The sequence below is a fragment of the Sulfolobales archaeon genome (genome assembly GCA_038897115.1).
Lineage (GTDB): Archaea > Thermoproteota > Thermoprotei_A > Sulfolobales > AG1 > AG1.
Genome location: JAWAXC010000013.1, coordinates 1 through 12,701, shown reverse-complemented (window position 1 = coordinate 12,701; position 12,701 = coordinate 1). Strand labels below are relative to the sequence as shown.

Genomic DNA, 12,701 nt, shown 5'->3' with positions numbered 1-12,701 from the left:
CCTTTTAGAATAAAGAGGGATAAGTCATCGATCAAGATCGATATATTTAATAGCAAGAGCCTTTTCACCTCATGGGATGGGTATGAGGCTTCTATAACTACTCGTCATTCCCTTGAGAATAATTGGCATCCAGGATCTCTTAGGCTATGCTATGTAGCATTAATAAGGAAACACTATGTTGAAAATATGTTCTTTAAGCAGATACGCTATAGTCTCCCATACACATTTCTCCGAAGCTAGACATCTATCTTCTGAAGAGCCTGCTAGGACTAGAGCATCGCGAGACCCGCATATAGATAGAACCCTCTCACCGAGAGGCGTTTCCGAGATATCTAGATCTAGGCGTCCCAAGGGATCCAGCATATATGCCCTACCATTAGCAATACCCATGATCAGGCCTCCTAGACATCCAAGCCTAACCATCTCATCCCTCAAACCGAGAACCCCCTTAAATAGGATATTTCGCGCTATATCCCTCGATATACATGCTATACATAGGAATCCCCATGGAGAGGGGTCGAGCCTCTCTTCGACACAGGATGAGGCGTAGACCGTGGATCTCCATTTCGAAAGCACCTCATAGCCTTTACTAGTAAGATAGGCACCTCCAACTATGTCAACCTCAACTAGCCCGAGAGATTTGAGGCTCTTAACAAGAGATCTTGCAGAGCCCTCACCAATCATCAAAAGTCTCGAAATAAGCATCCTCCCAAGAGGCCCCTGACGATCAAGAAGATCTAAGAGCTTGATAGCATGATATAAGCTATAACCTCTTCTAACACCTATCCTAGAAGGGTCTGCGATATTCATCCTACCCCTTCCTCCGAAATCCACACTGAGCCCCAACTATTGATTCATCATAGTTATATAAAATTAATTTAATTTTGATTCAATATCTAATACCTCTAATAAAGCATACCCTAAACTCTGATCTAGATAGTATCGAGCATCTTGCTAACCCCGAGTAGCTAACATCTATTCTAAAATTAGTAGGAACTTTTAGCTGTAATTCCAAGATCTAAGAATTGATCCTATGTTATATGACGCCTCTTCCTTCTAGGGCTGAGAAAGGGTTAGAGCTATATAAGGATTTAACGGAGTTATCGCTGAGCCTAATAAAGCTAGAGTTAGGCAAAACCCTGAGAATCGCCTTCATTGGTGATAAGGGGCGGATCCAAGCAGTCCATGCTCTAGCTATATGGAAGATCGATATGTCAAAACTTACATATAGATTGGTGTGGGTGAAAGATGGTTAAAGCTATCTTAAAAGAAGATAGGATATATATGAAAAAATATAGAGATCCTAGGAAGATGTTAGAAAAGGATAGCCGACACAAAAATTTTTTGTCATAGCTCTCTAAGGCAATGTGCAAAGATGGCTATAGATATTCATAGATATTCATGGTAATATGCATATATATGGAAAAGCCCCTCTAACACACGTCATTTCTGTGATCTACTATTTTATATGATTTCTCAGACCTTCTCCTGCCTTAAAAGGACAAGTCTTACGACTGTAAATCTAGGTATCGCTTAGAGGGATATGTTTCTAGGGATTTTGTAAAGGTGAGAAGGGCTGAGCAAGGTATGCTGTTTATTAGCTTTGTATGCAAGTGAATATGGTGTTAAAGTTAAATATGTATGGGAATGTTAGATTTGCAGGTTTCTTGGTATTGGTTATTCTTTGCATCTCGATCGTTATGCTTCCACCGGCTTCCTCTAATAGCCAGCCTAGGTTAAGATATGTAGTTGGTTTCGATAGTAGTGAAGTTATCAATGTTCTTGGAAATGTCTCGGGTGTTGAGATTATAAAGGTTATATGGGATATAAGGGCTGCTGTGATAATGATTCCTCCGGATGCTGTTGATAGGATAAAGAGTCTCCACGGGGTAAGATATGTTGAGCCGGATTATGAGGCGAGGGCTCTGGAGTTCTCAAGCTATAGCGATGTTCTATGGAATGTGAGGATTATAAATGCTGATAAGGCTTGGGACACCTACTACTCCTCCTATGGCTGGAGCGCTCTTGGTAAAGGTGTTGCTGTTGCTGTGCTCGATACTGGTATATATTATAAGCATCCTGAGCTCTTCGGCAAAGTGGTTTGGTGTGCAAATACAGTTGGTAGGAACACATATGCAGGGTATAATCTTGATAAGTGTATAGATAGGAATGGGCATGGAACACATGTAGCAGGGATCATAGCATCCACTATAAACAGTTATGGAAATGCAGGGGTTGCACCAAATGTAACTCTATATGCTGTCAAGGTGCTAAGCGACTCGGGGTCAGGAACCTATAGCGATGTTGCAGAAGGCATCATAATAGCTGTTAAGGGGCCAGACGGTGTTGCTGGGACATCAGATGATGCGAAGATCCTCAGCATGTCCTTGGGAGGCCCCAGCGATAGCAATATACTCAGAGACGCCGTTAACTGGGCATATAGCAATGGAGCAATAATAGTTGCTGCAGCGGGAAACTCAGGAGATGGAGATCCATCAACTGATAACATTGCCTACCCAGCTAGATACAGCAACGTCATAGCAGTAGGGGCCATGGATCAGAACTATAATGTGCCGAGCTGGAGCAGCGATGGCCCAGAGATAGATGTTGTAGCACCGGGAGTGAATATATATTCAACATATAAGAACGGGGGTTATGCAACACTCTCAGGAACAAGCATGGCGACACCCCATGTATCAGCAACAATAGCCCTAATCCAAGCACTAAGAATAGCATCAGGAAAACAGCCCCTAAACTTTAACCAGATATACGATGCAATTACAAAGACAGCGAAAGATATAGGGCCGCCAGGATTTGACGTATTCTCAGGATATGGATTAATAGATACCAAGGCAGCTATAGGATACGCCCTAAGCCTCCCATAACCAATAATGTTATAAACCGCATGAATTTTCAGATTATTAGCTTTTTCAGATAGTAATACAACATCTTCATTTCAATTACTCAGGCAGTAAGGATTAGAGTGTTTATAATATCTAGTAAATAACTTTATCTGCGCCCTCCTGAGATAGTGGCTTTCTATTAAATTTTCTCTATATATTCCCATAAATGACATGCAACGTAGTGATCGCTTTCAATACGTTGAAGCTCAGGGTGCTCTTGTTTACAAATCTCTGTTGCGAATGGGCATCTAGTATGGTATCTACATCCCCTAGGTGGACTGGCAGGGCTTGGTGGCTCACCTATAGGTGTTATTTTTTTCTTCAGCTTAATACTGGGGAATATATAATCAGCTGCTGGTATAGCGGAGAGAAGAGCCATTGTATATGGATGTTTAGGATTCTCAAATATCTCCTCTGTCCTTCCTTTCTCAACAACTTTCCCTAGGTACATTATAGATACCTTATTAGCCATATGATACACTATTTGTAGATTATGGGTTATTAATATATATGAGAGCTTAAACTCCCTCTTCAGATCTTCAAGCAGGTTGAGTATCTGGGCCTGGGTCGATACATCTAGCGCCGATGTCGGCTCGTCGAGGACCAGAAGCTTGGGCTTATATATAAGGGCTCTTATGATAGCTACCCTCTGTCTCTGCCCTCCAGAGAGCTGGTGCGGATACTTATACAATAGCTCTTTAGGTAGTCCCGATAATGTTGCTAGCTCCTCAGCTTTTTTGCGTGCCTCATCAGCATCGTTTCCATGAATTATGAGTGGCTCGGAAATAATCTCTATAATAGTTTTTCTAGGATGAAGAGATTTATATGGATCTTGAAATACTATGCCTGTGGATCTTCTGAAAAGCTTTAGATCCTCACCCTTTACATAAGTTACGTCTCTATCCATGAACAATATTCTTCCAAAGGACGGTTCGATTAGCCTTATAGACACCTTGCCCAGTGTTGTCTTTCCAGACCCACTTTCACCAACAATAGCGTGAGTGTCTCCCTCGCTAATCTCAAGATCGACACCATCTACGGCTTTAACATATCCTTTAACCCCCATTAATATTCCAGATCTTATAGGGAAGTATTTACCTATGTTAATTAATTTAAGAAGAGGCAATATACCCACCTATTTCCTATATAGAAAACATGCAACTCTTCTTTTATTATCAGTAATGAACATCGGGGGTTCTTCATTATCGCAGGGCTCAAATCTGGCTGGGCATCTGGGGTGAAATCTACATCCCTTCGGAGGGCTAGTCATCTGCGGAGGCTCGCCAGGAAGGCTTGGAAGTCTTGAGGATCTGGAGCCGATCTTAGGTATCGAGTTCAGTAGGGCCGATGTATATGGATGTAGCGGTTTTATGAATATATCTTTTGTCAACCCCTCCTCAACTATTTTTCCAGCATACATAATAAGTGTTCTATCACATATTTCCAGAGCAACACTAAGATCGTGTGTAATAAATATAAGAGATCTCCCCTGATCCTTTATTGCTGATCTAAGAAGCTTAAGGATCTGAGCCTGTATAGTTACATCAAGGGCAGACGTTGGCTCATCCGCTATCACTAACTCGGGTTTTGTCGATATTGCAATTGCTATGACTACCCTCTGGGCCATACCACCACTCAGCTCATGTGGATAGCTATCTAGAACTCTCTTAGGGTCAGGTATCTCCACGCTCTGAAGAAGCTCATAGGCTATTCTATATGCTTGTGACCGGTCAATCCCCAGATTAAACATTATCATCTCTACGATTTGTTCGCCAATTCTCATCACCGGGTTAAGAGCTGATCTAGGATCCTGAAAGATCATAGTAATCTTTTTTCCTAGGAGTCTATGTGTGTTGATCTGTGTTTTTGACACAACTAATTCCCCATCAAACCAAACCTCCCCATCAACAACTCGACCTGGATGCTCTATAAGGCCAGCTATGCCCAAGCCCAATGTTGACTTTCCAGAACCCGATTCACCAACTATACATAGAGACTCTCCTCTCTCTAGATATAGATCTACTCCATCAACGGCTCTAACAACACCTGCTGGTGTGTAATAATATATTTTAAGATTTTTAACTTCTAGAAGCGCCATCTATCCTCACCTATATCTAACATCTAGAATATCTCTAAGCTGATCACCAATTAAATTAAAGCCAATAACACTTAGAAAAATCATTAAACCTGGAAATGTTGAGATCCACCAGTGACTCTGTATTAGATCCCTCCCCTCTGAAACCATCAAACCCCACTCTGGTGTGGGTGGGGGCACTCCAAAGCCTAAAAAGCCCAGGCCAGCTGCTGTAAGTATTGCCCCTCCTAGATTTATCATGGCCTGGGTAAGAACTTGCGGAATAACCATGGGCATTATATGCCCTACAAGAATCCTTGTTCTAGAGGCCCCCACTGATACTATAGCCTCAATATATGGTTCATTCTTAACCTGGATAGTAATTGCTCTAGCAATCCTAGCATATTGGGGCCATGTTGATAATGCTATTGCCATTATCACATTAACCATGCCTGGTCTGAGCATTGCAGCTATAGCTAGAGCTAGAATAAGTGATGGAAATGCTAAGAACATATCAGTAACTCTCATAAAGAGGTTATCTAACCTCCCACCTAGGTAGCCTGACACCAAGCCTATAATCATTCCTATGATAACTGAGATCGCTACTGATGATATCGCTATGAATAGTGAGATCCTACCTCCATATAAAACTCTCGAGAATATATCTCTACCCAGTTTATCCGTACCCATAAGATGGGAGGAACTAGGTGGCTGGAGTCTTTCTTCGAGTCTCTGTTCTAAAGGATCGTAGGGCGCTATGATGGGAGCTATGAGTGAGAGAGACACTATCGAGGCTACAATGATCATGCCAGCAAGTCCGAGCTTCCTTCTAACTAGATCTATAAATATTTGAGGGATGCCCATGTGTGTCACCCATACTTTATTCTTGGATCTATATACGCATATATAATATCTACCACTAGATTTATAATGGAGTATATAATCGCTATGACGATCACACCACCAACTATAGCATTATAATCCATATAGATCATGGCTCTTGTTAGATAGCTACCTAGCCCAGGCCAGCCAAATATCGTTTCCGTAAGCACAGCTCCTTCCAATAAACCTCCATAGACCAGCCCTATAACAGTTACAATAGGTATGAGTGAAGGCCTTATAACATGTCTCAGAAGTACCGCGTTTTTTGGGAGACCCTTAGATATTGCGAATTTAACATGTTCCTGCCTTAATGTCTCAAGAATCGAAGCCCTAGTAATCCTCGCTATATAAGCTGAGGATAGATATCCTAAAACACTCGCAGGCAGAATTAGATGTGCTACCGCGTTTCTGAATGCATCAAAATTGCCTGATATAAGGCTATCTATGGTTATAAGTCCTGTTATTCTGGGTGGCTCCATTATATATGGATCTAGCCTTCCGGGACCGGGGAGAATACCTAATATATAATAAAATATTAATAAAAGTATTAGTCCAAGCCAGAAGACAGGCATTGATACCCCAAAGAGGGATACAATCCTTATAATATGATCCACAGGTTTATCCTTCTTAATCGCAGACATAATGCCTAAGGGGATCCCTAGGATTAACGCTATGACCAGCGATGCTGTGGCAAGCTCAAAGGTAGCTGGAAACCTCTCCCTAAGATCATCAATTACAGGCCTATTCGTTGATATAGATTTCCCCAAATCACCTCTAATGAGATTAGCTATAAAATCTATATATTGTATATATATAGGCTTGTCGAATCCATATTCCCTTCTTATTCTATCCACCACATCTGGTGGTGCTTGAGGCCCTAGAATAGCTCCTACAGGGTCTCCCGGCAAGACCCTTGTTATAAAGAAAACAATAGTGGCTATACCTATAACAACCAATACCATATATATTACTCTCCTAACTACATATCTAAAGAGACTCACCAAGTCTCACCAATAGATATTATGTAGTCTAAAAAATTACCTAGATACTACTGCTTCTTTATACACCTTATAGAGATGTAGATATGTTCCGAAAGATGGATCAGGAATGAAGTTCTCTACCCACGTCCTCATAGCAACATATTGAACTACTTGGTAGAGTATGACATATGGCCCATGCTGGAGTATATAGTCTGTGAGTTGTTTATAAAGCGCTTCTCTGGTGGCTCTATCTGTTTCTCTATAGGCTCTCTCTACGAGATCTGCCGATATATTATCATACCACATATTTCTCCAAGCAAGCTGTTTTATTCTATAATCTCCAAATGCTTTGGCATTGTTATCTGGATCTGGATAGTCAGATCCCCAGCCTGCGAGCACCATTTGTAGAGATTGTTGTCTATATCTTTGATACATCTCCGATGCAGCCATTGGTCTGAGGGTGACCCGTATCCCTATATCTGCTAGATCTCTCTGTATCTTTTGAGCAATCTCCTCCTGTGGATGCGAGCCTGCGGGATATGCAAGCTCGATATCAAACCCATTGGGATAGCCTGCTTCCGCAAACAACTGTTTAGCCTTATTTATATCTCTATAGTATGGTGTCGCTGGGTTGAAACCTAAGAGGGGATATGGTATTATTGTTTGAACCTTCATGGCTCCTCCCTTAAGGATATCTCTTATAATCCCATCGTAGTCTATAGCATATTTAATCGCAGTCCTCACCCTTTCATCAGATAGGTATTTATTATTTACATTCATCCCTATATATGCCAGCTGTAGAACTGGATAGCTAATCACTCTTATCCCCTTTACATCTTTGAGCTGTTGGATCTGATCTACTGTTAGGTCAAACGCTATATCTACATCTCCTTTTTGAAGCAGAAGCATCTGTGTAGCAGGTTCTGGAACATGCTTTATTATAATAGTATCTATAGAAGGTTTACCCCTCCAGTAATTGGGATTAGCTTTGAGTACTATCTGTGAGTTTCTATCCCACTTCACAAGTATATATGGTCCAGAGCCTGCCGAGTGATCTGTAAGCCATCCAGAGCCCATATCGTTCCCAGACGCGTGAGCCTCCACCTCTCTGGGATTTACAATAGCGCTTGTTGTAAAGGCTAGGACTGATAGAAATAGATCTGGTGCTACTTTCTCTTTAAGCTTTATCGTAACTGTATAGTTATCAACGGCAACTATATCCTCAGGTTTTGCTATGAACTGCTGTAGAAGCCAAGCAGGTGTTTTACTTAGTATAAGCACTCTTCTTAGGGAATATTCAACCGCCTTAGCATCTAGAGGATCCCCGTTTGCGAATCTAATACCCTGTCTGATCTTAAACGTCCATAAAGTCCCGTCTTGGGAATAACTCCAAGACTCTGCTACTGCCGGCACAACTCTGGAGAGATCTGGTGGCTCGATATCTATTAGTTTATCATAGAGTTGGTTAACAACTAGAACAGATGTAAATTCATATGCAACTGCAGGATCCATAGAGACAGCATCACTAATGTCCGAAGCTATGATTAAAGTATCTGGCTGTGTTGCCAATGCCCGCTGCTGAGACTGTCTAGAGTAATAGACCAGGAAATAGGACCAGCTTGCTACCAATATTATAAGTAATACTATAGAGAGAATCCAAGGAGCTGTTAGTCTTCTTGCACTTTGAGAACCTGTTGAAGACATCTAAATATTCACCCACGCTATAACTCTATTTAGCAAATTTATAAATACATGTGATGTAAAGCTATTCTTCAGCATATATCTATGATGAAATATTTGATATGCTATCTAGTTATTTTTGCTTTTTCAAGCATCTTTAACGTTTCTAATGCTGCCTTGTTTGTTTCGAAGTATCTTCTCACAGGCTCTAGGATCTTTGTGAGTTCTTTTGCAACAGCGTTTTTAAGATCTAGTGGGTGTAGCTGCCCCTGGGAATATAGTTTTTCGAGCTCCTCCAGGGTTACCTCTATTGTGCCACCATGCTCAGGCTTTCTCTCTATGGTTATTGTCCCCCCTTTTCTGAGGATTATATGTCTTGCTATCCCTATTACTGGGTTCATCTCGAGCTCCCTTGGTGGGCAATATGCTTTTCTAATCTTGCTAGCTATCTCCTCTGGCGTGTCATAGACGAATATAGCTCCCTCTGGTTTTGATTTGCTCATCTTGATCTGTGACATTATATCGTCCCTTTCTCCAGAGGCCTCCATCCTCTCCGGCCCTAGCAGTGATGGTAGGAGTGGTGTGTGTATAGCTACTATCTTCTTTCTCTTAAGCTTCTCTGCAGCCTCTCTAGCCAGCATATGGGCTTTCCTCTGGTCTATCCCTCCGAGGGCTAGATCTAGATCCATGTAGAATATGTCTGTAACCTGCATCAAGGGATAGATCAGCTTGGAGAAATCCGACTCAGATTCATCTGCCCTCCTACCCATTATGGTGAGGGCCCTTCTAACCCTTGCTAGGGAGAAGCTCTTTGCAACCCTTAGGAGGAGGCCCCAGTACTCGCTATCAGATACAAGATCTTCTGCGTATACAAGCTCATAAGAGGATCTGCTTATACCTATCGCCTCTAGAACATCTGCAACATGCTGCGAAGCCCTCCTAATAAGATCCATGTCACCTCCAAGCTTATCGTTAACCCACGCATGCCACGTAGCTGCTAGAAGCTTCATCTTAAAGCCAGCCTCTATAAGCTCCCCAAATTTATATGCCCATATAAGCCAGCCTATATGGAATAGCCCCGAGGGCTCGAACCCTAGATAGCCCTTACCACCGCCCGTCTCTATAAGGGTTCTTAGCTCATCAACAGTGACAACCTCCTCAACACCCCTCATAGCCAGTGCAAGCCTGCCCTCTACATCCATATCCCAGCCCCTATATTCCTCATCACAAGCATGTTAATTAACCCTATAAATCCTAGATCTATAGATAATTAAAAATATATTTTGGTTTTTTAATTGTTTAGGAGGGTGATCAAGATAGCTGGGGCTAGTATATATCTATTGCTAGCCTCTGCATTGATACTGCTAATAGCGCCTCAGAGCCTTGCACAGGCTATAGAGGTTATAGAGTATAGGGATCCTAGGAGCTTCACATCATACTGGTCCTTTGAACCATTCAAGCCACTACCACCAAAGAATGTTACACCAGTTGTGGTTCCCATAGCTATTAACATGTCATTCGAGAACACCGGTTTCACACCGAAGAGTGTTGTGGTGAATATCCCTCCTGGAAGCTATAGCATGGCTATACTCAATGTGAGTATGGCCGTTACTGGTAGGCAGTTCGACAGGATCTTCTGGATCTTTGCCAACGGCATCCCAATATACTGGGGATCTACTGTGCAGAGGCTGAACTCAACAGCCGAGGCAGATGTAACGCTGTTCCTAAACCTATTCAAGGGATCTGTGAACTTCAGCATAGTACTAACAAACGTCTTAGCACCATCCATAGGGATCACAGGTGTCTTCCTTGTTAACATAACCCTCTACCTATACCCAGGTACACAGCCAAGCTGGATCCCAGATAGGTATGTTCCGATATTTAGGGATGCTAACGGCAACTCTCTAGAGGAGTTCACACCGGGGAGGACAGCTATAAATACAAGCATATCGATCCCGGAGGATACATATAGGGCTGCGATATATCTCTATACAAAGCCTGGCAGGCTTGACGAGGGCTTCTACACAAATATACCATCTGTGAGGGATATACTGCTATACTATAACAACTACCTCGCAGGTGTCTTCCACGTATTCCCAACGATATATACTGGAGGGTTCTTCCCACTATATTGGAGGCCGATGGCCTCCATCAACACCCACTATGCTAAAAGCCCACAGATAGTGGATCTAACCCCCCTGCTAGCCCTGGGGAGGAATGGGAATATAAGCTTGAAGGTGGTTGGGATGGATGAGGCCTCTGAGAGATATGGTAGCAATCATTTCAGCATAATAGTTGGGGGAGCCCTCCTAGCATGGACAGACCCCTCGAAAGCCGTTTTAGGAGGAACCATCTCTAAGAGCTATGCATCCTACTCAAGATCACCATCGATAGCCGATATAGGGGTCTACGAGGTCTCCAACTACTTTGAGAGGACATACTATAGGATCCAATATGAGGCCCTTCTAAACACAGCTAGAGGGGTTATAAACGCCTCAACATATTCAGAGGGCTCTACCATGGCTAGCATATATATGTCACCCAGCATATTGATATCAACACTTGTACAGAACTTCACAAACAGAGCATGGGGATCGGGGGCTGCTGAGTATTCCATGGACTCTGTGGGAGGCTATATAATAAGGGTTACAAGTAGATATACATTCACACCAACCTCGGATCCCTCCAAGATACCCTATAACGCTACATTGGATGAGGATGATGAGATAGATGTGTGGCTTGTGAGGAGCTATAGCAATAGGCATGGGCCTGACTGGTACTCTGAGAATATGTATGAGAGGGCATATGTCCTCGGAGGATTCTCGGTCAACCTAACTGTGATAGACCCCTATGGAGGTGCTGTGATCACAGCCCTTACAAGGGCTAACGCAACCAATACCAAGAGCCTAGCAGCTCTAATCCTATATAGTGGTAGGGGCTATACAGAGGAGTTTAGAATAGTAACGCAAGCAGATCTATCGAGTCCCTTCGGATTCTTCAAGGAATTCTACATAAGGTATTTCAGGATATAGCTTTTTTAGACACCCCTATATATAGATATTGATGAAGCTAAACCTCTGGAGCATACACCCGAGATATCTATATGATAAGGCCCTACTAGGCCTATGGAGAACAGCACTCATAGCTAGGGATATAATCGAGGGGAGGGCTAGTGGATATAGGATCAAGCCCCAGCTATATAGATTCATAAACCATCCAGACCCTGTGAGGGCGATAAATACATATCTATATTATATATGGTTGGAGGGCAGAGAGAGGGGCTATAAATTCGTCGATCATAGGGAGCTGAGGTGGAAATACATAGATAGAGAGGGAAGGATTAGGGTGCCGATAACAGATGGTCAGCTAGCATTCGAGGTGTGGAACTACCTCAGAAACGTTGTAACCAAGAAGCCCTCGTGGCTCCCAGCGTTCCGCTATGTAGAGTGCTTCGAGCCAAACCCAGTCTTCAAGGTATATCCAGGACCCCCTGATCCGTGGATAAGCATATCCCCAGACTCTATAAACCGCATGACCAAATACTTCGAATTCGCATGGCTTAAAATACCTATAAGGATCTGCGGGAATATATGGGATAGCGAGGAGAGCTTCCAATCCACTGCGACACTCTAGCCACCCTCAACCAGCCTCTTCCCCACCCTGAAGGGGCGGGGCTTTCAGTTGTAGCTAGAAGTACTTAATATATCGTTAAATCGGAAACAGCTCTAGAAGATAAGCCTGGGGATATAGATTATTGTTGGTGGGGCTATGAAGATATATAGAGTAGGGGGTGTAGAGATCCATCTTGTGAAGGGCGATATAACAGAGCTCGAGGCAGATGCTATTGTTAACGCTGCAAACCCATATCTAGAGCATGGAGGCGGGGTAGCCCTTGCCATTGTGAGGAAGGGGGGCGAGGTTATCCAGGAGGAGAGCAGGAGATATGTTGAGAAACACGGCCCAGTACCTGTTGGGGGTGTTGCGGTAACCACAGCTGGGAGGCTTAAAGCTAGATATGTTATCCACGCTGTGGGCCCAAGATATGGTGAGCCTGATGGGGATGCCAAGCTGGCATCAGCTGTAAGGGCTTCTCTTGAGAAGGCTGAGGAGCTGGGGCTGAGATCCATAGCCCTCCCAGCTATATCAACAGGTGTCTATGGATATCCATATAGAAGGGCTGCA

Annotated in this window: 12 protein-coding genes; 5 read left to right on the top strand and 7 right to left on the bottom strand. The window is 43.1% G+C overall.

What is annotated here, in order from left to right; genetic code table 11:
* Window positions 1-159: 159 nt before the first annotated feature.
* Window positions 160-834: a hypothetical protein gene (locus QXE01_03085; protein ID MEM4970221.1), complete on the bottom strand. Its 675-nt coding sequence runs from the start codon at window positions 832-834 to the stop codon at window positions 160-162.
* 206 nt (window positions 835-1,040) lie between these two features.
* On the opposite strand from QXE01_03085, the gene QXE01_03080 reads away from it, so the two are divergent.
* A complete protein-coding gene (locus QXE01_03080; protein ID MEM4970220.1) occupies window positions 1,041-1,256 on the top strand; it encodes a hypothetical protein in 216 nt (71 codons plus the stop codon).
* Between the two features lie 363 nt (window positions 1,257-1,619).
* On the top strand, window positions 1,620-2,885 hold the full coding sequence (locus QXE01_03075) for a S8 family peptidase (protein ID MEM4970219.1): 1,266 nt from the start codon (window positions 1,620-1,622) through the stop codon (window positions 2,883-2,885).
* 157 nt (window positions 2,886-3,042) lie between these two features.
* Here the strand turns inward: QXE01_03075 and QXE01_03070 are convergent, their stop codons facing one another.
* The 6 genes from QXE01_03070 to QXE01_03045 all read right to left on the bottom strand — a co-directional run bounded on the left by QXE01_03070 (window position 3,043) and on the right by QXE01_03045 (window position 9,721).
* Window positions 3,043-4,029 carry an ATP-binding cassette domain-containing protein gene (locus QXE01_03070; protein ID MEM4970218.1) on the bottom strand — a complete coding sequence of 329 codons (987 nt, stop codon included), beginning with the start codon at window positions 4,027-4,029 and terminating at the stop codon, window positions 3,043-3,045.
* 9 nt (window positions 4,030-4,038) lie between these two features.
* Entirely contained in the window at window positions 4,039-5,001 is a 963-nt protein-coding gene (locus tag QXE01_03065) for an ABC transporter ATP-binding protein (GenBank protein ID MEM4970217.1), read from the bottom strand.
* Between the two features lie 6 nt (window positions 5,002-5,007).
* Window positions 5,008-5,841, bottom strand: coding sequence for an ABC transporter permease (locus QXE01_03060; GenBank protein MEM4970216.1), 834 nt, complete (start codon window positions 5,839-5,841; stop codon window positions 5,008-5,010).
* Between the two features lie 5 nt (window positions 5,842-5,846).
* The gene (locus tag QXE01_03055) at window positions 5,847-6,860 is read right to left on the bottom strand and encodes an ABC transporter permease (protein ID MEM4970215.1); all 1,014 of its coding nucleotides are present in this window, start codon (window positions 6,858-6,860) and stop codon (window positions 5,847-5,849) included.
* A gap of 36 nt (window positions 6,861-6,896) precedes the next feature.
* Window positions 6,897-8,543 (bottom strand): ABC transporter substrate-binding protein, encoded by a 1,647-nt coding sequence (locus QXE01_03050; GenBank protein ID MEM4970214.1) that lies wholly within the window; start codon window positions 8,541-8,543, stop codon window positions 6,897-6,899.
* Window positions 8,544-8,644: 101 nt separating this feature from the next.
* Window positions 8,645-9,721: a tyrosine--tRNA ligase gene (locus QXE01_03045; GenBank protein MEM4970213.1), complete on the bottom strand. Its 1,077-nt coding sequence runs from the start codon at window positions 9,719-9,721 to the stop codon at window positions 8,645-8,647.
* 93 nt (window positions 9,722-9,814) lie between these two features.
* Between QXE01_03045 and QXE01_03040 the strand changes: the two genes are divergently transcribed.
* The 3 genes from QXE01_03040 to QXE01_03030 form a co-directional block, all read left to right on the top strand.
* Complete coding sequence (locus tag QXE01_03040; protein MEM4970212.1) at window positions 9,815-11,551, top strand: peptide-N4-asparagine amidase; 1,737 nt, start codon at window positions 9,815-9,817, stop codon at window positions 11,549-11,551.
* A gap of 31 nt (window positions 11,552-11,582) precedes the next feature.
* A complete protein-coding gene (locus tag QXE01_03035; GenBank protein MEM4970211.1) occupies window positions 11,583-12,152 on the top strand; it encodes a pyrimidine dimer DNA glycosylase/endonuclease V in 570 nt (189 codons plus the stop codon).
* Between the two features lie 141 nt (window positions 12,153-12,293).
* Window positions 12,294-12,701, top strand: a 408-nt coding sequence (locus QXE01_03030; protein MEM4970210.1) for a macro domain-containing protein, incomplete at its 3' end; no start/stop codon positions are given.